We start from the raw sequence: 20,336 nt of genomic DNA, 5'->3' as shown, positions 1-20,336 counted from the left end.
ATTATAGCCTTCGTTCATTCCATTTCTTTTCCCCATTTCGGGAATTAATTTTGGCATGCGGTAGAAGCAGGAAATGCAATCAATCGGCCGTGGTGGGGTTCTTACCCCAATTCCAAGCCAATGCGTTTTAAGATAAGAAGGAAACACTCGTGATTCTGTCATGAGTGATGTAACCGACATGAAAACAAAACCATTCCTCCTGCTGACCTTATTGGCCTCAATTTCCACAGCCTATGCCCAGGACAAGGTAATTCGGCCCAACATGATTGGACATCCAGATCCCACGCCGATTCCACCTCCAGCCAATAATGGCCTGGCTCCGGTAATCATGGGGATAAATAAAGGCTCTGTCCCCGACACCGTTGACCTGAACTGGAACAGCGTTAGCGGACAGACTTACCAGCTTCAATTTAGTTCAGATTTTACCAACTGGCTCAACTTAGGCCCTCCCGTTTCAGGCGATGGCAATCTCATTGTTGCCACCCAGTACACTTCCAATCCGCAGGTCTTTTACCGGGTATTAACATACTAACCCCTTGGTGGAACCGCCTTGGTAGAAAGCTAAAGAGCCAGGAATTTCATCTCGCCATCATGGGAATGTCCTGCTAGAAACTCCGTATGGATTGGCAACTTCTTTTTCTTTGTTCCCTGACGTTCGTTATCCATTTTATTGGAACGCTCGCATATTCAGCCCGCATTGCCGGAGTGAGAACCGGCAAAATTGCCGTTTCATTTACCTTATTTAATACTTTAATACTCCTCTCCCGCACTTCGAATCTCTTCCAGGCTCCGCTTTTGGCAAAACGTATCGAAAACCAACTTGGCGCACCGGTTTCAAACCATGTGCTGCAGGACCTGCGCTGGCTGCTATTCTCCGCGGCAGTAGCCAATTTACTCGGTGTCCTGCTCATCCCCACTTTTCAAAGACTTTTCAGCCGGGCCGTTGTGAGTTACCATGCTGATCGTTCGCTATACCGGTTGCTGGACCGGGCATTTTCGACGCGAGGCTGGCACCAGATTCGCCAACACATTACGATACCGGCCAGGCAAAATCTGAGCAGTCTTGCTTCAACTGATTCCATTTCTCCGGGATTGATGCTCGCCAACACGCTGTCGATTGCCCTCTGGACCGTGGCGGTTTTTGCCGCTCTGTATGCTGGCTTTCTGCATCCCCAGCTCCGAAATACCGCCGGCCAACTCTCCGGGCTGATCAATGGAGCAGCTACGATTCTTATGTTTCTTCTAATCGATCCAAGCCTCTCGATTTTGACCGATGACATCGCCGAAGGTAAAAGCACTCAGGCACACCTCAGAAAGACGGTGATCTGGCTGGCGGCCAGTCGATTCGTGGGAACTCTTCTGGCCCAACTACTTCTGCTGCCAGCGGCAATGGCAATAGCCTGCCTGGCTAGATACATTTGAGTCAGCTTTTTTCGAAAGCTTTCAACCCTTCCACGCGCGGCTTGCGTGTGTGGCCTCATTCCATTATTTTCCCGCCTGCGTTTTGCTGGCGCATTAAGCGCTGCTGAAAAATAAAACGCATTTTTAAGAGCCATGTCCGAATCCTATATTCAAAATCTGTTCGCAGAACGCATCGGTGGTCGCCAATACGGCAAATCGACAGCCATCTACAAATTCGAAAAAATCAAGCGTGCCAAACGGGCTGCCCTTGCCGCCAATCCCGGCGCGGAAATCATCGATATGGGTGTGGGCGAACCAGATGAAATGGCTTTTCCCGAAGTCGTTGACAAATTGCATGAAGCAGCTCGCAAGCCGGAAAACCGTGGTTATGCGGATAACGGCGATGCCCTGCTAAAGCAAGCCGGCGCCCGTTATCTCGAACGGGTTTGCACCGTTAAAGGCATCAACCCTGACACCGAAGTTCTTCATTCCATCGGCAGCAAAGCCGCGCTTTCCATTCTCCCCGCCGCTCTGATCAATCCCGGTGACTACGTGCTGATGACCACTCCGGGTTATCCTGTGTTCGGCACTCACTCCAAATATTACGGCGGACTGGTTCACAATTTGCCGCTGACTGAAGCCAATAATTTTCTGCCTGACCTTGACAGCATCCCGAAGGAAATTCTCAGCAAAGCCAAGGTGCTGGTCATTAATTATCCCAATAACCCCACTGGTGCCAGCGCCACTCCGGCATTCTTCGCCAAGGTGGTTGATTTCGCCAAACACAATAACATCGTGGTGATTCACGATGCGGCGTATGCGGCGCTCGTTTTCAACGGCAAGCCCCTGAGTTTCCTCTCCATTCCCGGGGCGAAAGATGTGGGCATCGAGCTCCACTCCACGAGCAAAACTTTCAACATGACCGGCTGGCGATGTGGATTTGTCGCAGGCAATGAACTCCTCGTCAAAGCTTACGGCGATGTGAAGGACAATACTGATTCCGGCCAATTCCTCGCCATCCAGCACGCCTCCGCCTATTGTTTCGATCATCCCGAAATCACGGAACAAATCGCTGCCAAATATTCCCGCCGCATGGACGCACTGGTGCAGGTGCTGCGTGACGCCGGCTTTAACGCCCGCAAACCTCAAGGCTCATTTTTCCTCTACGTCAAGGCGCCAAAGGCGGCCATAAAGAATAATGGTGCCCGCATCGAATTTAAAAACGCCGAGGAGATTTCCCAGTGGCTCATCACGGAAAAGCTTATTTCCACGGTGCCTTGGGATGACGCTTGCAGTTATCTTCGCTTCAGCGTAACATTTTCAGCCAAAGACCCCACGGACGAAAAGCGCGTTGTGGCAGAAATTGCGAAGCGCCTAAGCGACGTGCGGTTTGAATTTTAGGAAGCAGACCAGACATGGTTGCAAACCAGCCATGGGAAAGGACTGCCATGGAACATCAAGCCGACCCAGCTAAGCAGAGGCATGTATTGGTAGTGGATGACAACGCGGAACTGGCGCTGGCCTTCCGGGAGGCACTTCAATTGCATGGATACGAGGCTTCGGTCGCCATGAATGGAGTCCAGGCGCTCAAAATCGTCATGCAAACAAAAGTAGATGCCATTCTTTGCGAACTGACCATGCCGCAATTGGACGGAGACATGTTCTTTAATACTCTTCAACGTGTCAGACCTGCTCTCAGCCGGCGCTTTATTTTCGTGACTGGCAATGCGGGCAAGCCCAAATACGAGCCTTTTCTTAAAAATTCAAGCTGCCCGGTGCTTTACAAACCGGTCTCAGCAGATAACCTGCTCATAACCGTGGCAGGTTTATTTACTGCCTCCGTGGACAATCAGACTCAAGGAACTCGGGAGTGTTCCTCGAATGAATCACAAGTATGATTGTCCAAGGATGAAGTAGCGACCTGCGGATATCAAAGGCGGGCAAATAAATTCCGTGAAGCAGAAGACTGGATTACATCACTACTTTGGTTTGCGCGCAGTGGCGATTTTTGAATTCGCCAAGGGCTTTCTGGTGCTGGCAGCCGGATTGGGCCTGCTTTCCCTCATTCACCGCGACGCTCAAGAGGCCGCTGAGAAAATAGTGCGCGTGTTGCACTTCAATCCTGCCAATCATTATCCGCACGTTTTCATCCAGGCGGCCGGCAATGCTTCGGACGCACGTCTTTGGTTTTACGCGTCGGCCGCTCTTGCCTATGCGATGATTCGCATAGCAGAAGGTTACGGCTTATGGTATGAAAAGCGTTGGGCGGAGTGGTTTGCTGCCATCTCTGCGGGACTCTATATTCCCGTTGAACTCTATCACCTATGGCATCGCGTCACCTGGCTGAAAGCGGTGGTGCTGATTTCAAACGTTCTCATTGTCATCTATTTGGTAATGATACTGCTGGACAACCATCGCCAACGTGTGGCAGCCACCCGGAAAATTAAAACCGGCTCAATCCCCATTGCCTGAGGTAGCCGCGGCTTTTAATTTACCTCATGAGAGAAGGGCTCGCTCTTCAATCAACGCGTTTGGAACTATTACCTGCCACCATTGAATTGCTTGCTGCAGACCTATGTGATCGCGCCAAATTCGGTTGCCTTCTCCAAGCCATCGTGCCGGCCTCCTGGCCTCCACCTCTGGTTGAACGTTCTGAACTCGAATGGTTGATTCAGAAGCTCGGTGAAGATCCCGAAGTCCTCCCGTGGTCTGCCCGCTATTTCATCCTGAAAGATCCCCGCATATTGATCGGTTTTGGCGGTTTTAAAAGCCGGCCGGACACGCGTGGAATCGCCGAAGTCGGTTACGCCATGGTCACGGATCACCAGTGTAAAGGCTTTGCCACGGAAGCCCTGAAGGCCTTGTGCGAGTGGGCGTTCACTCATCCGGAGGTTACGCGCATCATTGGCGAAACCTATCCCGATTTGACCGCTTCCATTTCTGTGTTAGAAAAGAGCAGGTTTGCGTATGCGGATGCAGGTAGTGAACCTGGAGTGGTTCAATACGAATTACTTCGACACTGATTTGATGTTTTTAAATTAAAGATTCCAAATGTCTGTTACCTCGATTGTCACCGCCACTGCATTGATTTTGATTCTGGCCAGATGGCTGGCCCAACTCTGGCTGGCGCGGCTTAATCAAAAAAATGTGCTCGCCCACGCCAACGAAATACCCAGGGCATTTGAAGGCACGATCGACCGGGAGACGTACCACAAGTCAGTTCAATACACTCTCGCTAAAAGCAAATATGGTCAGCTGGAAACCACCTATGAGTTAGTCGTTTTTCTGCTCGTGCTTTTTACCGGGGTTCTGCCCTGGGCGTTTGGATATTTTACAAATCGATTCGGAACCTCCGCCTGGTCCATGGCTGCCTTCCTGTTCTGCATTATGATTGCGCTTTCCATTCCCAGCCTTCCGTTTGACTGGTATGGGCAATTTCATCTGGAACAGCGATTTGGCTTTAACACCAGCACGCCCCGATTGTGGATTATGGACCGCGTCAAAGGTCTGGTTCTGGGCTTTGTAATCGGCTGGCCACTCCTGGTACTCGTTCTGAAAATCGTGGACTGGACGGGTACCTTTTGGTGGCTCTGGGCCTGGGGAGTGATGATGGTATTTCAGCTCATCATGCTGGTGCTCACGCCGATTCTGATCATGCCGTTGTTCAACAAGTTTACTCCGCTTCCAGAGGGCAGTTTGCGCGAACGCCTGCTTGGGTTGGGTCAACGTACCGGTTTCCATGCCAAAAGCATTCAGGTAATGGATGGCAGCAAGCGTTCACGTCATTCCAATGCGTTTTTTACCGGCTTCGGCCAGTTCCGCAAGATAGTGCTGTTCGATACCCTGATTCAACAACTGACGGAACCAGAGTTGGAAGCAGTCCTGGCCCATGAAATTGGTCATTACAAGAAAAAGCACATTCCCAAAATGCTGCTTTGGTCCACCTTTGGTTTGCTGGTGACATTTTATTTAATTTCTCTCCTCGCAAGGCAGGAGTGGTTTTATCGCAGTTTTGGCTTCGAACCCGGAAGCATTGTTCCTGCTTTATTACTGTTCGCTTTGCTTGCCGGGGTGGTCACCTTCTGGTTTTCCCCCATCGCTCATTGGTGGTCCCGACGCCATGAATACCAGGCCGATGCCTACGCAGCTGAGACCATGAAGGAGCCGCAGTCATTGATCGGCGCCCTGCGCAAACTCAATGAGAAGAACTTAAGCAATCTCACCCCGCACCCCTGGTACAGTGGATTCTATTATTCGCATCCTACTCTATTGGAGCGTGAACAAGCCCTTTTGAAAAGTGCCGCCCGGTTATAACCGAAATGCGGCTCCTCCACGCAGGCACCAGATACAAGATCCAGCCCCTGTTGTAGGCCAACTTGAGACTGCCAGTATCATTGGAGCGTTTGGGGTATCCACCGACTTGGCACTTAAACCGTTCTCATGAGATAATTAAGCCTGAGTCAGCGCACGCCGGGCATTACAGAAAGGTCTGATTATGTATGTGGGGTCAGTATGAAAAGGGAACTCAAAACTGTCCTGAAGTCTTTCTGCATTGAGTTGGCGCTCTACAGTGTCCTGGTGGTCGGCTACTTTTTTCTCGTTCTCCATCTCCTGGGGAATTGGTTGTTTCACCTTTATGAAAACGAGCGAAAGCTATATGCCGTGCTGTGTTTGGTTTTGATCATTGGCCAGGGAATGGTCCTTGAATTTTTAACCCGCACCCTCCTGCGTTTCATCAAATTTGAAAGGGGTGAATAATGGACTTCCCGCTTTCCGGAACCCACATCAACCCCTTCGCTCTCATCGCGGTCGGCTTCATAGTTGGAATTCTGGGCGGCTTTTTCGGAGTTGGCGGCAGTTTCCTTGCTGGTCCGGCGCTGTTCGGATTCGGAGTCCCAATGAATATTGTTGTAGGCACCGACCTGGCCCACATTGTTGGCAAATCCATCGTGGCTGCCCGCAAGCACCGCACGCTGGGAAACATTGATCTGCGCCTTGGCGGCCTCATGGTCATCGGCACCATTGCTGGAGTGGAGGCTGGAGCACAATTGATTCAGGAGCTCAAAAAGTCCGCGCATATCGATATGGCGGTGGGAATATCCTTCATCGTGATTTTAGTTGGTATTTCAGGTTTCATGACCTGGGAAAGTTTGCGCACGCTACGGATGAATCGTGATAGGAATGCCAAAGCATCCAAGTCGCAAAAGAACGAAGTCTCTTCCAAACAAGACGTATCAGCTTTTGGGCACATTGCTAAAAAGATTCAAAACATTCCCCTGCCGCCCTACATCAGCCTGCCGGCTTCAGGAATCGAGAGAATTTCTTTGTGGTCCATTGTCATCGTTGCTTTTGTTGGTGGATTTTTCAGTGGCTTTTTGGGTGGCGGCGCGGGTTATATCCGCATGCCTTCCATGATTTATTTATTGGGCATTCCCACCCACATTGCGGTGGGTACCGACCTGTTCGAAATCATCATCTCCGCCGGTTATGGAACGGTTACCCATGCCCTGAAGGGCAATGTGGATATTTTAATCGCCCTCGTAATGCATACTGGGGCGGCCATTGGCGCCCAGATCGGCGCCACCCTGACCCAATACTTTGCCGGCCCGCGCATCCGGCTTGCCTTTATTCCATTGCCGATAATAGGCGCCATCATTGTTATCCATGGCCTGATTACCGGCCATCCGCACAAATGAGGAAGGAGGAACTGAGTGAAGATGTTGATTTGTAATGACGGTTCTGAAGCCGCCAACAGGGCGCTACGCCTGGGCGCAAACATTGCCAGCGCGTGCCAGGCTGAAGTAACGCTGCTGGGTATACTCGAAACCGGGGGAAAGGATGACGGAATACTGGATGTTCTCCGCCGAGGCCAGCAATTGCTGGAAGACAAAAAAATCCAAGCCACACTCGTCATCAAGTCAGGAGAGCCCATCCAGGAGATCACCAGGTGCACTGAGGCTGCCCAATATGATCTCGTTGTCATCGGCGCACTCCGCAAGGAAACACATGGACTCTTCTGGGTCTCCTCCAAAACCTATAGGATCATCAAGAGCGTGACTCCTCCAGTACTGGCCGTGATGCAAAAAGCGAACACGATCAAGCGCATTCTCGTCTGCACCGGTGGCAAGAAGTATATTCAAACCGCCTTTGAACTGACTGGCCGGATTGCGAGGGGAATGGACGCCACGGTAACTCTTTTCCACGTCATGCCAGAACTTCCTGCCATCTACGCTCGTTTGCGTCGCATGGAAGTGAGCGTGAATCGGGTTTTGAATTCCAAATCGGAATTGGGCCAAAACCTTCGGGAGGAAAAGGAAACTCTCGAAGCACTCGGGGTAAAAACCGAGGTTCGTCTACGTCAGGGGATTGTATTGGATGAAATCTTCCAGGAAATCCGGTCCGGCAACTACGATTTGATCGTGACCGGCTCGGCTTTGAACCGGGGGACCCTACACACCTACGTGCTGGGAAATGTGACGCGGGAAATTGTAAACCGCAGCACCTGCGCAGTGCTGGTAGTGCGTACTGGAATCAAATCAGCAGGGATTACGCAGAGTCTGGTAAGCTGGTTTGACCGCGTGACGCATCGCGCCGCAATCAAATCTCCAAACAAGCCGTAAATCGGCAGGGAACGAACAGGCAAAGAAAAACGCAGTTGAAAACGTGGGCTCCCAACTGCGTTTAGCAAATGGCGGAATGGCGCAAATTATTCCCCAAGCACGAGGATTTCAAAGCTGCCGGGCTTCATGTGCGGACGGGGACGCGGATTATCTGCCGTGGCGGCGGGGGCGGGTTCGAACTCGCCGGTAGGCAGGTAAACCTTGTGGGTCTTTGGATCGAGCGCCATGGTGCGCGCGCGGGGAGCAGTCTTCACTGTATCTTCAACCGAATACTTATCAGGTGAATCCTGGTGGATGACAGTCATTGTGCCATCTCCTTGCGACGTGAAAACCCGCTTCTTCCCGGCATCGAACGCAGCCGCATCAACGCCGTCACCAATCGGAGCGTTGGCCACGACCTTGCCGGTTTTGGCATCCATAACTACCAGAGTTTTGTTTCCGGAACCACTAAAGAGGCGGTGGTGGGCCACATCAAAAGCCAGGGCGGAAGGCTCTTCACCAGGGGCCACGGGCCAGCGGTTCAGCACTTTCATGTCCTTGGCATCCAATTGCACCACTTCGCTTTTGTCTTCAATGTTAACCCAGATAAGGCCCTTGCCATCCGTCACTGCAAACTCAGGCTTGCCTCCGACGGCGATGGTTCCCAGCACTTCGCCACTCTTCGCATCCACCACACTAATATCCTTGCTGCGGCCGTTAAAAGTAAATACCCGCTTGGTAGAAGGCTCGTAAAGGATGGCATCCGGGTTCTGGCCCACTTTGATCCGGCTTTCGATTTCCTTCGAGGTGTCGAGCGCGAAAACAGTGACTGTCCCCTCCTGCCCATTGCTGATGAAGCCACGGTTCAGTTCCGGCGCTAATGCGATTCCGTGAACGCCCTTCAGGTTGGGGATTCGGGCTTCGACAGCTTCGGTATCGAGATTGATGACATCCACTTCGGTGCCATGGGAGACATACAGGCGGCGCGCCTTGGAATCGACAGTCAGGTAGTCCCAACCGCCTTCTCCGCCGACTTTTATGTGCGAGAGAACTTTGTAACCGGCATGCGCGGACGGTGTTTGCGCGAATACAGAAGCCGAGCAGAGCAAGGCAAATAGAACACGTGGTTTAAGCATAAGTAGTTGTTTGATTGCTGATTCTGAAATCCTGGAGCGTTAGGTCGGTCTGGTTTTAGCAACACCCCCTTTTATACGCAAGCGCGAATCTTTAACCCGAATCAGACCGCAATCAGCTCAATCTTTATTTACGAACCGTGGCCTGCGATGCCGCGGTGGATATGCGCTTCCAAACATCAATCACCTGGTTGTCCACATTTTGAAACTCGCCACGCATTTCCTTTTCATCGAGTTCGACGGCTAGAAATCCCAGTTGGGAGGCATAAAAGGGCTTCCATTCATCATATGTTTGTTTGCGCAGTTTACTCCCGGCACCGCTGATCAGGAAAAGCGTGGGATGGCCTGGCACCTCAATGCGCTCCAAATCATGATCGTGGCCGGTGATAAAAGCATTCACCCCATACCGTTTGAACAAGGGTTCCAGGCGTTTACGCAACTCCAATACCTGCGCATCGTGACCGTGCTCACCGTTGGAATAAAGCGGATGATGTGCCACCGCGATTTTCCATTTCGCACGTGATGCCTTTAACTCGTTTTCGAGCCAGGCCATCTGCTTATCACCCAGATGTTTATCGGGGTAAGCCGAGATGTGGGGGCTTTTGGTATTCCATGCCTCAGTATCAATAAAGAAGAAATCCACCAAAGGCGCTGTGTTCGTATTGTCTGGTTTGGAAGGAAATTGTCGCTTGAAAAAATGGCCATCCATCTTCCAGCGTGAATCGGGATGGACTTTTGAATATTCAAGTTCCGCGTCCGGCGCGTCGTTTCGCCAGTCATGGTTGCCCAGAACCACATAAAAAGGCATGGGTAACCTTTTGGCATCATACATTTTTTCAAATTTGTCCTGCCATTGGGGGTCGTCCACTGTCTTCACTCCGTCGCTGTAAAAATTATCTCCCAGCAGGAGCACGAAATCGACGGCATTGCTCCCTTTATTGGTTTCCGCATATTTTGCGATCGCCTCAGCGACCTTTTTTTGGTCTGGCCCACCGCTGCCAGTATCTCCTAACGCCACAAAATGCAGCGAATCAGCCGCAAAGAGGCTGGAAGTCAGGAAAGCACACAAAAGACCGACGGTCGCCTGCCATTTCAAATTGGATATGCTTCTCATTTGCGGCAGTTAATAGACCACTACCGAGATTGAGCAGCAAGCCTGGATAGTTATTCGGTTCGCGAACCTTTGCTCCCCTACATTACCCATGGGGAATACTCCTCTTTGACTCGCAGCGAAAAGCACTTAGTGTATAAACGCGGGAAAAGTCACCTGATTACAAACGATCTTTTCAAGGTAAGGAATCATGCAAAAGAAGAAGACTCATACTTCCAAGCAAGGCCGGCGAGTGACCAATCGACCCCAAGCCGCCACCGGGGACATATTGAATCCCAAAGCTCGCCTTGAGGCGACAATAAATCCAAAGTGGAAACGGCACTATGCGCACCTTACGGAGCTTCGGGAACATTTCCTGAACAAGAAGGATAATCTGTCAAAAGATGCGAATGAGGAGACACCTTCCTATAGCGAGCATATGGCTGATGCCGGCACGGACACGTATGATCGCGACTTTGCCTTGAGCATGCTGTCCGCCGATCAAAGCGCGGTTTACGAGATTGAGCAGGCCATCCAAAGAATCGAAAGCAACACGTATGGCATCTGCGAAATGACGGGTAAACCTATCCAGTCAGAGCGACTTAACGCGATTCCCTGGACCAGGTTTTCCGTGGAAGCTGAACGGGAGTTGGAAAGGAATGGCGCGGCCAACAGGGCTCATCTGGGCGCCCTGGGCAGCATTCGAGAGGCCGGCGTGCGTGAGGATGAAACCGAGGATACGGAAAAGGAAGACGAACAATCCTGACGAAAAGTATAATGCTTCGGCGTGTTCCCGGACTGGCCTGATTAAATGATGGTGCCTTCAAACCGGGCTTCTTTGACGCCATTGATTTTCCACGCGGTCCGCTCCCATTTTAGGAAATACTGATAGTGGTGAATTCTGCCTGTTGAATCGAGAATACCCACGTTCACCACCCCTTCCTCGCCATTATCGAGAATGACGCCATATTGCGCCGCCCTGGAACTGGCGATGACGGGATAACTCTTTTTAACCATGGCTTCGAAAACCGGCAGCGGGCATTCGTTCTGGAATCTGGAGCCCGCATAAGTATAGGCCCGGGGATAGTCTTCCATGCGGAAGGCTGTCAACTGCGACTCCACAACCTTGGCAAGCTCCATTCTGGCCTGTTGCGTACTGAGCCGGAGAGCTGGAACGGGATGATGGAAAGAGACGCGGTCGGTGTAATGTGATCTGAAGGAATGTCCTCCTGGTGGCGTCCGCCAGGCGGCGATGCAAAAGTAATAGAGAAGACCTACAATGCATCCCAGCGTTAAGGTCTTCACCCACCGGTCCAGACTCAATCTCGCATTCATGCAAACTCCTTTACCTCCCTCAGCAGTCTTCTGAACAGCCACTCGCAGCCAAACCATACCACTTAATGCTGGAGACATCAAAATTTGCTCTGAAAATTCTATGGCTTACGGTAAATTCCTCCAAACCGAATTGACATTGCACACCTGCCCCATTACCGATTTGAATCAATCCGAAGCCATCAAACATCAAGATCGAATCCTATGGAAAAGTTCATTCTTGCGTTGGATCAGGGGACAACCAGTTCACGCGCCATCATCTTCGACCACGGCGGCTCCATCAAATCGATCGCCCAACAGGAATTTAAACAATTTTATCCCAAACCCGGCTGGGTGGAACATGATGCCAATGAAATCTGGGCGACGCAGGCGGGAGTCGTGGCGGAGGCATTGGCCAGTGCAGGATTGAGCGGCAAAGATATTGCCGGCATTGGCATCACCAACCAGCGTGAGACGACCATTGTCTGGGATAAGGAGACGGGTGAACCGATTCATCATGCCATCGTCTGGCAGGATCGGCGCACGGCGGAATTTTGTGACACGCTCAAAAAGCAGGGATTGGCGGAACTGATTCAGCGCAAAACCGGTCTGGTTTTAGACGCTTATTTTTCGGGCACGAAGTTGAAGTCCATTTTGGATCATGTCCCCGATGCTCGAAAGCGAGCGTTGGAGGGAAAACTCGCCTTCGGCACAGTCGATACGTGGCTGGTCTGGAAATTAACGGGTGGCACGGCACATGTCACCGATGTGAGCAATGCCAGTCGCACCCTGCTCTACAACATTCATACCAATCAGTGGGATGATGAGCTTCTGGAAATTTTTCAAATTCCCAGAAGCATTCTGCCGGAGGTAAAATCATCGAGCGAAGTCTATGCGGAGACCTCTCCGAGCCTGTTTGCTTCCCGGGTTCCGATTGCGGGGATTGCGGGAGATCAGCAGGCTTCATTGTTTGGGCAAATGTGTTTGCGACCGGGGATGTTGAAGCATACGTATGGAACGGGTGGTTTCATGGTTTTGAATACGGGGGATACTCCCATTAGTTCCAGCAATCATCTCCTGACCACCATTGCCTGGAAAATCGATGGCAAGGTCACGTATGCGTTGGAAGGCAGTATTTTCATTGCTGGTGCGGTGGTACAGTGGTTGCGCGATGGTTTGGGGATTATCAAGACCTCGGCGGAGATAGAATCGTTGGCGCGCACGGTTCCTGATAATGGCGATATCTACATGGTTCCGGCATTTGTGGGAATGGGCGCGCCGCATTGGGATCAGTTTGCGCGCGGAACGGTCATGGGGATCACACGTGGGACGACGGCGGGACATTTCGCGCGCGCGGCGTTGGAGAGTATTGCTTTCCAAACGATGGATGTGCTGGAGGCAATGGAAGCGGATTCCAAAATTCCGATCAAGGAATTGCGTGTCGATGGCGGAGCCACGGTGAATGACACGCTAATGCAGTTTCAGGCGGATATTTTGAATGTGCCGCTGGTGCGGCCGAAGACTCATGAAACGACAGCCTTGGGCGCAGCTTATCTGGCGGGGTTGGCTGTGGGTTACTGGAAGGATACGAGTGAGTTGGAGAAGCATTGGCAGAGCCAGAAGACATTTCATCCTTCAATGGATAAGGAGAAGATTGCTGACCTTAAGAAACATTGGCGCAGAGCGGTGAAGGCAGGCAGAGGGTGGTTAAAGGATTAGAGCAGGCGCGAGATTGCTGTTGTGGGGTAATAAGGGAGCGGGGAGTCGTGGGTGCTTCTCGCGTTGAGGTCTGGATTTTTCAGAGTCGCGGTCCCCCTCACCCTGCCCTCTCCCCGAGGCAATAGTATCTACACAAGTCAGAAGATCGAATGACCCTGCCACTTCTTTCTTATGTCTCCATGGTAAAAAGAACCCACGATGGCAACCCGCGCCACCACGCCCGGACAACCACGGGCCGTCAGACGGTTCCCCCTCTACCTTTGCAATGGGAGAGGGCCGGGGTGAGGGAAAATGCGCCCAGACTCTTCGTCACCGAGGTTACTCCCACGCCTTAAACCTCCAGTGCTGTCCCCGCAATCGGTTCCGACCGGCGCAATTACACGTCCATCCACAACAGCAAGGAAAGTTGCCGCGCTCTCCAGGCATTTGCCCGATTTGTGTAGATACCATGCCCATTGCAAAGGGAGAAGAGGAGCCAATTTGCCGTTGAGGAATGTAGCTTGAAATGGGATGACGTGCTTTGCATGCTCGGCTTGTGCGCGAGGCAAAGCAGATTTCGAGGCTATTACGGCGGAATGAAACCTGGGCGGAAAAACTGATGTGGAGCTGGTTGCGGGATCGAAGGTTTTCGGCTTACAAGTTCCGCCGGCAAATGCGTGTAAAGGGATTTTATCTTGATTTTTATTGTCCCCAAGCTCGGTTGAATATCGAACTGGACGGGTCCCGACATGGATTTCCCATGCAGCGGGAATCAGATGCCAGGCGTGATGCAGCTTTGGAGGGTGAGCACATCAAGGTGCTTCGATTTTGGAATCATCAGTTGCGAACCGAGCGGGATGTGGTGCGCGAAAAGATTTGGCGTGTTTTACAGGAACGTGTGCCGCAGTGGGTGCCGAGCCGCTATCAGAGATCAAGTCAAGAGGACGTTTGACTCGTAATTTAAGGAGATCGTGGGAGGTCCCCGAAGCAGTTGAGGGTTTGGACGCATTTTCCCTCATCCCGGCCTTCTCCCATTGCAAAGGGAGAAGGTGATGACGTCCGCCATGTTCAGGTTGAACTGGCTCTGTCGCGCGATTGCCATCGTTGGTTCTATTAACATGGATGCCTCAGGCGAATCGGCACGTTCAGTGCAAATCTCCGACTTGTGTAGATACTAATACCCCGAGGCGAGGGTCGTACGGCCGAGGCGGTTGGATTGAACTGGCGTTGTCGCGCGAATACTGTCGTGTGGATCAGTAAATCATTAAGCAAGCTGCCAAACTCTTAAGTCTAATGCGTGGAGAAGTGGTAGATCGTGGTTTGTTTGTAGGTTTGGTCGGGGCGGAGGATGCTGTTGGGGAAGTTGGTGTGATTTACAGCGTCGGGGAAGTTTTCGGTTTCCAGGCAGAAGGCGCAGTTGCCTTTGAAGGCCGGTCCACTTCTGGTTTTTTGAAGGGCTTCGCCGAAGTTTGGGGTGTAGAATTGGATGCCAGGTTGATCGGTCCAGACTTCCATGACGCGACCGGTCACGGGTTCGTAAACCTTCGCTGCCATGGCGAGTTTCTTTCCGCCGCTGTTCAGCACGAAATTGTTATCGTAGCCGCGTCCCTTCTTGCTGAGTTCAGACAGGCCGGAGCCGATTGTATGCGGAGTAGTGAAATCGAGCGGCGTGTCTTTCACTGGGGCCATTTCGCCGGTGGGAATCAAGGTTTTGCCAGTGGGGGTGTACTTATCCGCGTTCAAGGTGAGCACGTGATCGAGCACTGAGTTGCTGCCGAGCAGATTCCAGTAGCTGTGATTGCTCAGGTTTACGGGAGTCGCCTTGTCGGTGGTGGCTCTGTAATCGACGCGCAGTTCGTTTTTATTGTTGAGGGTATAGGTGATGACGGTGCTGAGATTGCCGGGATAATTTTCCTCGCCGTCCGGGCTGGTGTAAGAGAGCTTGAGAACGGCCGCATCTTTCGTGGATGACGCCTCGGCTTTCCAGAGCTTTTTATCGAATCCCTTGATACCGCCGTGCAGTTGGTTGGTGCCATCATTGTTGGCCAGATTGTAAGTTTTGCCATCCAAGGTGAAGCGGGCACCGGCCACGCGATTCGCCACGCGGCCAACAATGGCACCGAAGTAGGGACCATTTTTCTGATAACGTTCAAAGTCATCATAACCGAGCACCACATCAGCGACGTTGCCGGCACGGTCCGGGACATCCATTTCGGTGATGATGCCGCCGTAATCGGTAATCTTGCAGGTGATGCCCTTGGAGTTCTTCAGGGTGTAGAGACTGACCTCGGAGCCATCGGGCATGGTGCCGAAATGGGATTTTTCGATACGAAGGGTTGTTCCGTTTTGCTCGGTTGCGGAAGATTGCGAAACGGCTAAAACAACCGAGACTAAGGCTCCGAGCAAACAGAGGTTTATTTTGCGAAAGATGTTTCTCATGGCACGCGGGAAGATCATTATTGGAACGCGGGTGATATTAGTCGATTGGTCGGCAAAACCAAGATTTTAAAATATCCGCAAGAAAAAGTTGGCGGGGTGCTGGTTTGCGCTGAGGGGTTCCGCTTCGGATGTGGTTATTGAGCTGTTTGGCGTTGTGGGCCGAAGCGGGTTCTTTTGGGAACGTGTTCCCTGGCCTTCAGCCAGGGCTGGTATGGAGCGGCCCGTTGGGCCTTAGGGACAGTCTTAGACGAGTCGCCGGTATTTGTATAAAGTTCATATTTAGGGAGGAGGAATGGCATTTGACTAAAGCCTTTCGCAATCCAATCAATTGGTTACCCTTTGCAAACATTTTCAAAGTTCAGTTAATCCCATCCTGTTTCCCGATCAGCAGAGTTTGGGTCAAGGTACCACCAGTCCATGTAGTCGGCATATCTGCCACGAACATGCGGGATAAACCAAATGGGAAACGTTGGTAGATAGCAAGCGAAGCGAATCCGTTCCGGAATAAAATCCAAATGGTGTCTACCATCCAGAGCCCAGAAAGGGCCGACCAGAATCAGGTATACAGGATAGGAGATCAGAAGAAAAAGCAGACGCCGCCGGTTGCGCGGGTTGGGACGGACTGGTTCTGGCGACAAAGGATGATCGGTGGTGAAGATGTTCATACGAGCGAACGGGGCTTAAGGAGTTTTATAGATTTTGTTGGAAGTTACATCCGGCCCGCGCAGCAAGTTTTGCATCCTGTCAATTACCTCCATCCGGGCGCCGAAAAGACCTTGGGAGGGAAGACAGAAGAAAACCCTCCGGCCAAAGCGGCCAGGATTCCGAAACTTTATGGCGTATGTCGGCCAACGCATGTAGAGGGAATGAATGCGTTCCACGTCGGTCCAGGGAATGTGAAATTCCTGAGAACCCTCAAGGATGTAAATACCTGCATCGTCAAATGAGACGACCTTTAGGCGAGGGGAAAACCAGATGAGTATGGCCACATAAAGCAACGCGACGAATGCGAAGGGAATTGCGATCCAACTGCGTTGCAGTGCACCCGCGGCCGTTGCAAAACCGAAAGAAACAGCCATGAACAGAGGCAAGGGAAATTTAAAGAAAAACGTGAGTCTGGTGGATGCTACTTCTTTCATTGTTTCATGCGACTTTGAATTCCTCTTTCGAACCTTCCGGCCAGAGCACGGTGTAATGATTTCCATCTACTAAGCGATAGGCCGCCTTGACGGACTCCAACTTTCCTTCCCGGAGCAATGTTTGCCGGACTCGCCCAAAAGTAGCGGTTGGATCAGAAGTAAAAATGAAAATGTTCGTCTCACTGGAACCGCAATCATGGCCATCCACATCTGCTGAATCGCCCAAGTCTTCAATCAACTTCTCTTCAAGGGCGATCATGGTGTCATAGTCGGCGAGTGAGTCGCCGCGAAATTGGAGGACGAGTTGATAGCTCATGGCTGGCATGCTTCAGCCTGAAGAAAATATTGCTTGTCGTGGAGTAAAATCTCATTAGTCTCGCGGAGACTTCTGACTTGGTTATTCCAACAAGGTCATTTCAGCAAGGAGTTGAGGTAAAATGGCATCCCACAAAAGAGAAGCATGGATTCCATGGCGTAGCTGTCATTTGAAGCCGGTCGTGTTTAAGAAATCGAATCCTGCACTCGATAAGATTGGGTGGGTTCGGGTTGTTATGCAGACGGGTTGAAGATGGCAGGGTTGCAACAAAAACAATCAAAACTCAAACCATAAACAGGCAGGTAAAATTCAAAAACAGATGAAATCAAAAAACTCAAACCTAGCGTACACCTTGTTGGCTATACTCGCCCTGACACTGGGCGTTGGAGCGACGAGGACTTTAAATGCCCAGAATTGGGACGTTAGCGCGCCCGGTTCAGTTCCGGGTTCTAGTATCGGAACGATGGTGGCCAAGGATGGGGTCGTTTTCGCAGCTGGCTCAGGGGGCATAGCACGCTGGACCAAGTGCGACGGCTGGCAAACGATCGGTTCGGGAGGTGTGGGCACCATGTACATAAACGGGAACTATCTGTATGTGGGCGGGAGCTTTAGCTATATTAGTATTGATGTACCCCACCCTGGCGGTCCTGTGTCGGAACAGATAACCGCTACAAACATCGCCAAATACAACCTTATCACCCGCACGTGGTCGGCCGTGGGAGACAACACCATGACCAATCCCGTCAATGCCATTGTCCTTGATGCCGCGGGGAAGGTCTACGTTGGGACCCTAGGCCTGGACATTCCTCTTGATGGTTCCCCCTACGAACAAGTTGACACCTCGCTGGCGCAAGTATGGAACGGAACCAGTTGGTCCACTCTCGGTGGCGGCTTGGCGATTGATAAAGACCCCACCAGAATCAGGTATCCATTCGGAGTCTCCTCACTTGCGACCGACGGAACGAATGTTTTTGTAGCAGGCGCCATTAACGGCGCATTTAATGGTGGCACTTTCGTTTCATCACCAGCCCTGATCAAATGGAATGGCTCCTCATGGGTGGCAATGGCCAGCAATATTCCAGGACTCACCCCAAGCCTAGGAGGCACCTCAAGCCTCTTTGATTACTTCTCTACCGATTACACCTATTCCTATAACTCACGCATTAATTCGATGGCTATTTCGGGCACAAACTTGTTCGCCATTGGTAATATGACCGGTCCCAGGGATCTCGTGACCCTTGCCTACGCAATGCCCTACGGTATGGCACGATTCTCTACTACAACCGGAGCCTTTATTCCAGACTACAGTCTGGCTTCACCCGGTATCGGCTATCAGGTGGTTGCGCAAGACGGAATGGTTTACGTCAGCGGTTCATTTGATTCCATTATCAATGGATCTGGTTCGAGCATCTCCGCATATAGCATTGTACGGTGGGATGGAACAAGCTGGTCGGCTCTGGGGGCAGGCATCAAGTGGGCGGCCAGTGGCTATGATAATTACCCGGGATTCGTGACTACCCTGGCTGCGGACCAATACGCAGTTTACGCTGGCGGTGTTTTTGACACTGCGGGTGGCCAGTCTTGTGACAACGGCACTCCTGTCCGTTGGGTTCTCCAAGAAAATCCTGTGCTTTGCGGCGGCCCACTGCTCAACATCAACTTTGCGGCGGCGGACGCCGACAAGGTTGGGTTTGCCGCCGTTGGCCTGAGCACGAGCGACTTTTGGAATGGCTACCGGGCTCCTAACATTTCCTCTGCTGCGGTCACGAACCTGAAGTGGTCGGACGGCAGCAGTTCGACAGTTGGCGTCACGGTTAACAACGCGGCCGGCCAGTGGGGCAATCCCGTGAGCGATGGCATGTATGACGGTTACATTTATCCGCAGAACTCGGGCACCATCACCGTAACCCTTACCAATCTGCCCACGGGCACCTATGACTTCTACGCCTATGGTCACGGAGCGGCGAATGATCAAAACGGCATCTTCAACCTCGTTAGTAACTCGATTGATTATGGTACGCAGTCCACGACGATCGTAGGTTCGGCTTCCTGGCATTCAACCCTGTGGATAAACGGCCAGCAGTATGTGCGCTTTGGCGGCGTTCCGGTGGTGAGCGGCCAACCGGTCGTGCTCAACGTGCTGCCTGCCAACGCGGCCTATGGACACATTGCGGTGATCAACGGCTTGCAGGTTGCCCGGCGCACTCAATAGCGCGGACACGCAATGCGGCGACGCCGACTCGGGGGAGTAGTTTGTGGGCTGTCAACGGCGGCATTGCCGCTTAGAGATAATTGAGTCCCCCGCCACTGTTTCAGAGGGCCCAGAAGCGATTCTGGGCCCTTTTGGCATCACAATGAGATGCTGATTTCAGTGCCTGATTATGCCCGCAGGTCGCCTACGCGGTTGGCACGATGAATTGGATTACGGCGCGAGAGAGGTCAGGGAGCGCGGCGCAATGCGTCCTTACCCTACATTGATTGCTGGCGCAACGGATTGGATCACGGATCGCGTACGCGGATTGAGGTAAAGTTTAGAATGTAGTCGCGGGCCATGTTAGTGCGGCGCGCACGGAGTGACACGCCCTACCCACCCACCAGCCTGGCGGTGGAATTGGATACCTTGTCGCGTGCGCGAATGATAGCCGGGCTGATGGAAAGGAGTGGTCAAAGTGCTTGAAGAAGGCAGCCTTATACCTTCATCTGTATGGTATTTTATATTGACGCCAATCTGGCACAAGGCATACATTTGGGGTGCATGCTAAAGCAGGTGTTAATGAAACTGAAAGCAAGGCTGTGTAAGCCAAGCGTTTTTCATAAACGGGACGGGAGGGCAGCTCGAAGAAGAGAGGCACTCAATTTCATCGACCGTGAGTTATCGGGAGATAACGGGACATCATTTTATTTTTGATTTTTGGATGAGAGCCGAAATTACACGTTATGAAGTTGGGAAGCCCCTCACCCGTCCTATGGACATGCCCTCCCCGCTCAAGTATTCGCTTGGCGAGGAGGGTGGCGTATTTTGGTGGTGTAAGGGAGCTTGGCGCGTTAGGGTCGCTGACAGGTTTTACGATGCGGGTACCCTGAAAGGTGGACAACATGCGGGGATGGCCGGTTCGAAATCGCAAGGTGCATGGGAGTTCGGATGGTGGATGACGGTGAAAAAAATTCTGAGGATAAATACCCGAGTTCGGAAGGTATCGGAAGGTATCG

At 51.9% G+C, this 20,336-nt stretch carries 22 protein-coding genes; 16 read left to right on the top strand and 6 right to left on the bottom strand.

All coding sequences use genetic code 11. The annotated features are described in order from the left end of the window. Positions 1-178 precede the first annotated feature (178 nt). The 10 genes from CFLAV_RS06065 (at position 179) to CFLAV_RS06020 (ending at position 8,021) form a co-directional block, all read left to right on the top strand. Entirely contained in the window at positions 179-532 is a 354-nt protein-coding gene (locus CFLAV_RS06065; RefSeq protein ID WP_150107298.1) for a hypothetical protein, read from the top strand. 86 nt (positions 533-618) lie between these two features. Further along, on the top strand, positions 619-1,422 hold the full coding sequence (locus tag CFLAV_RS06060; RefSeq protein WP_007413778.1) for a lipid II flippase Amj family protein: 804 nt from the start codon (positions 619-621) through the stop codon (positions 1,420-1,422). Between the two features lie 132 nt (positions 1,423-1,554). Further along, the gene (locus CFLAV_RS06055; RefSeq protein ID WP_007413777.1) at positions 1,555-2,802 is read left to right on the top strand and encodes an LL-diaminopimelate aminotransferase; all 1,248 of its coding nucleotides are present in this window, start codon (positions 1,555-1,557) and stop codon (positions 2,800-2,802) included. A gap of 47 nt (positions 2,803-2,849) precedes the next feature. Beyond that, a complete protein-coding gene (locus tag CFLAV_RS06050; RefSeq protein ID WP_007413776.1) occupies positions 2,850-3,299 on the top strand; it encodes a response regulator in 450 nt (149 codons plus the stop codon). Positions 3,300-3,354: 55 nt separating this feature from the next. Further along, positions 3,355-3,873: a DUF2127 domain-containing protein gene (locus CFLAV_RS06045; protein WP_007413775.1), complete on the top strand. Its 519-nt coding sequence runs from the start codon at positions 3,355-3,357 to the stop codon at positions 3,871-3,873. Between the two features lie 26 nt (positions 3,874-3,899). Next, positions 3,900-4,424, top strand: a complete 525-nt coding sequence (locus CFLAV_RS06040; protein ID WP_007413774.1) for a GNAT family N-acetyltransferase — start codon at positions 3,900-3,902, stop codon at positions 4,422-4,424. Positions 4,425-4,452: 28 nt separating this feature from the next. After that, positions 4,453-5,715, top strand: a complete 1,263-nt coding sequence (locus CFLAV_RS06035; RefSeq protein ID WP_007413773.1) for a M48 family metallopeptidase — start codon at positions 4,453-4,455, stop codon at positions 5,713-5,715. Positions 5,716-5,913: 198 nt separating this feature from the next. Then, entirely contained in the window at positions 5,914-6,159 is a 246-nt protein-coding gene (locus CFLAV_RS06030) for a hypothetical protein (protein WP_007413772.1), read from the top strand. Beyond that, positions 6,159-7,097 carry a sulfite exporter TauE/SafE family protein gene (locus tag CFLAV_RS06025; protein WP_007413771.1) on the top strand — a complete coding sequence of 313 codons (939 nt, stop codon included), beginning with the start codon at positions 6,159-6,161 and terminating at the stop codon, positions 7,095-7,097. The genes CFLAV_RS06030 and CFLAV_RS06025 overlap by 1 nt, the downstream gene beginning before the upstream one ends. 21 nt (positions 7,098-7,118) lie before the next feature. Next, entirely contained in the window at positions 7,119-8,021 is a 903-nt protein-coding gene (locus tag CFLAV_RS06020; RefSeq protein ID WP_007413770.1) for a universal stress protein, read from the top strand. Positions 8,022-8,107: 86 nt separating this feature from the next. Here the strand turns inward: CFLAV_RS06020 and CFLAV_RS06015 are convergent, their stop codons facing one another. Next, the gene (locus CFLAV_RS06015) at positions 8,108-9,136 is read right to left on the bottom strand and encodes a YncE family protein (RefSeq protein ID WP_007413769.1); all 1,029 of its coding nucleotides are present in this window, start codon (positions 9,134-9,136) and stop codon (positions 8,108-8,110) included. Positions 9,137-9,260: 124 nt separating this feature from the next. After that, entirely contained in the window at positions 9,261-10,247 is a 987-nt protein-coding gene (locus CFLAV_RS06010) for a metallophosphoesterase (RefSeq protein WP_007413768.1), read from the bottom strand. 187 nt (positions 10,248-10,434) lie between these two features. Between CFLAV_RS06010 and CFLAV_RS06005 the strand changes: the two genes are divergently transcribed. Continuing rightward, positions 10,435-10,989, top strand: a complete 555-nt coding sequence (locus CFLAV_RS06005) for a TraR/DksA family transcriptional regulator (RefSeq protein WP_007413767.1) — start codon at positions 10,435-10,437, stop codon at positions 10,987-10,989. Positions 10,990-11,030: 41 nt separating this feature from the next. Here the strand turns inward: CFLAV_RS06005 and CFLAV_RS06000 are convergent, their stop codons facing one another. Then, on the bottom strand, positions 11,031-11,558 hold the full coding sequence (locus CFLAV_RS06000; RefSeq protein WP_007413766.1) for a DUF4864 domain-containing protein: 528 nt from the start codon (positions 11,556-11,558) through the stop codon (positions 11,031-11,033). Positions 11,559-11,759: 201 nt separating this feature from the next. Between CFLAV_RS06000 and glpK the strand changes: the two genes are divergently transcribed. From glpK to CFLAV_RS05990, 3 genes are all read left to right on the top strand, one after another. Then, on the top strand, positions 11,760-13,253 hold the full coding sequence (gene glpK, locus CFLAV_RS05995; protein ID WP_007413764.1) for a glycerol kinase GlpK: 1,494 nt from the start codon (positions 11,760-11,762) through the stop codon (positions 13,251-13,253). A 149-nt stretch (positions 13,254-13,402) separates the two neighbouring features. Then, on the top strand, positions 13,403-13,588 hold the full coding sequence (locus tag CFLAV_RS34735; protein WP_007413763.1) for a hypothetical protein: 186 nt from the start codon (positions 13,403-13,405) through the stop codon (positions 13,586-13,588). A 200-nt stretch (positions 13,589-13,788) separates the two neighbouring features. Then, complete coding sequence (locus CFLAV_RS05990; RefSeq protein ID WP_050785641.1) at positions 13,789-14,184, top strand: endonuclease domain-containing protein; 396 nt, start codon at positions 13,789-13,791, stop codon at positions 14,182-14,184. Positions 14,185-14,522: 338 nt separating this feature from the next. On the opposite strand, the gene CFLAV_RS05985 is transcribed toward CFLAV_RS05990, so the two are convergent. The 3 genes from CFLAV_RS05985 to CFLAV_RS05970 form a co-directional block, all read right to left on the bottom strand. Continuing rightward, positions 14,523-15,671 (bottom strand): aldose epimerase family protein, encoded by a 1,149-nt coding sequence (locus tag CFLAV_RS05985; RefSeq protein ID WP_040547305.1) that lies wholly within the window; start codon positions 15,669-15,671, stop codon positions 14,523-14,525. A gap of 680 nt (positions 15,672-16,351) precedes the next feature. Next, a complete protein-coding gene (locus tag CFLAV_RS05975; RefSeq protein ID WP_007413758.1) occupies positions 16,352-16,810 on the bottom strand; it encodes a hypothetical protein in 459 nt (152 codons plus the stop codon). A gap of 4 nt (positions 16,811-16,814) precedes the next feature. After that, positions 16,815-17,126: a hypothetical protein gene (locus tag CFLAV_RS05970; RefSeq protein WP_040547303.1), complete on the bottom strand. Its 312-nt coding sequence runs from the start codon at positions 17,124-17,126 to the stop codon at positions 16,815-16,817. Positions 17,127-17,445: 319 nt separating this feature from the next. Between CFLAV_RS05970 and CFLAV_RS05965 the strand changes: the two genes are divergently transcribed. Then, the gene (locus tag CFLAV_RS05965) at positions 17,446-19,338 is read left to right on the top strand and encodes a hypothetical protein (RefSeq protein WP_007413756.1); all 1,893 of its coding nucleotides are present in this window, start codon (positions 17,446-17,448) and stop codon (positions 19,336-19,338) included. A 655-nt stretch (positions 19,339-19,993) separates the two neighbouring features. Further along, positions 19,994-20,336 (top strand): hypothetical protein (locus CFLAV_RS36405; protein ID WP_237712369.1); only part of this gene is annotated, 343 nt, incomplete at its 3' end.

The organism is Pedosphaera parvula Ellin514 (assembly GCF_000172555.1).
In the GTDB taxonomy this organism is placed as follows: domain Bacteria; phylum Verrucomicrobiota; class Verrucomicrobiia; order Limisphaerales; family Pedosphaeraceae; genus Pedosphaera.
This window is presented reverse-complemented; position numbering and strand designations above follow the sequence as displayed.

Bases quoted from the DNA above. Each gene is read 5' to 3' on its own strand.
- CFLAV_RS06065 (WP_150107298.1), top strand. From the start codon at position 179: ATGAAAACAAAACCATTCCTCCTGCTGACCTTATTGGCCTCAATTTCC.
- CFLAV_RS06020 (WP_007413770.1), top strand. From the start codon at position 7,119: ATGTTGATTTGTAATGACGGTTCTGAAGCCGCCAACAGGGCGCTACGC.
- CFLAV_RS05970 (WP_040547303.1), bottom strand. From the start codon at position 17,126: ATGAGCTATCAACTCGTCCTCCAATTTCGCGGCGACTCACTCGCCGAC.
- CFLAV_RS06050 (WP_007413776.1), top strand. From the start codon at position 2,850: ATGGAACATCAAGCCGACCCAGCTAAGCAGAGGCATGTATTGGTAGTG.
- CFLAV_RS05965 (WP_007413756.1), top strand. From the start codon at position 17,446: ATGAAATCAAAAAACTCAAACCTAGCGTACACCTTGTTGGCTATACTC.
- CFLAV_RS34735 (WP_007413763.1), top strand. From the start codon at position 13,403: ATGACCCTGCCACTTCTTTCTTATGTCTCCATGGTAAAAAGAACCCAC.
- CFLAV_RS06015 (WP_007413769.1), bottom strand. From the start codon at position 9,136: ATGCTTAAACCACGTGTTCTATTTGCCTTGCTCTGCTCGGCTTCTGTA.
- CFLAV_RS06055 (WP_007413777.1), top strand. From the start codon at position 1,555: ATGTCCGAATCCTATATTCAAAATCTGTTCGCAGAACGCATCGGTGGT.
- CFLAV_RS06035 (WP_007413773.1), top strand. From the start codon at position 4,453: ATGTCTGTTACCTCGATTGTCACCGCCACTGCATTGATTTTGATTCTG.
- CFLAV_RS06005 (WP_007413767.1), top strand. From the start codon at position 10,435: ATGCAAAAGAAGAAGACTCATACTTCCAAGCAAGGCCGGCGAGTGACC.
- CFLAV_RS05985 (WP_040547305.1), bottom strand. From the start codon at position 15,671: ATGAGAAACATCTTTCGCAAAATAAACCTCTGTTTGCTCGGAGCCTTA.
- CFLAV_RS06040 (WP_007413774.1), top strand. From the start codon at position 3,900: ATGAGAGAAGGGCTCGCTCTTCAATCAACGCGTTTGGAACTATTACCT.
- CFLAV_RS06060 (WP_007413778.1), top strand. From the start codon at position 619: ATGGATTGGCAACTTCTTTTTCTTTGTTCCCTGACGTTCGTTATCCAT.
- CFLAV_RS06010 (WP_007413768.1), bottom strand. From the start codon at position 10,247: ATGAGAAGCATATCCAATTTGAAATGGCAGGCGACCGTCGGTCTTTTG.
- CFLAV_RS06025 (WP_007413771.1), top strand. From the start codon at position 6,159: ATGGACTTCCCGCTTTCCGGAACCCACATCAACCCCTTCGCTCTCATC.
- CFLAV_RS06030 (WP_007413772.1), top strand. From the start codon at position 5,914: ATGAAAAGGGAACTCAAAACTGTCCTGAAGTCTTTCTGCATTGAGTTG.
- CFLAV_RS05975 (WP_007413758.1), bottom strand. From the start codon at position 16,810: ATGAAAGAAGTAGCATCCACCAGACTCACGTTTTTCTTTAAATTTCCC.
- CFLAV_RS06000 (WP_007413766.1), bottom strand. From the start codon at position 11,558: ATGAATGCGAGATTGAGTCTGGACCGGTGGGTGAAGACCTTAACGCTG.
- glpK (WP_007413764.1), top strand. From the start codon at position 11,760: ATGGAAAAGTTCATTCTTGCGTTGGATCAGGGGACAACCAGTTCACGC.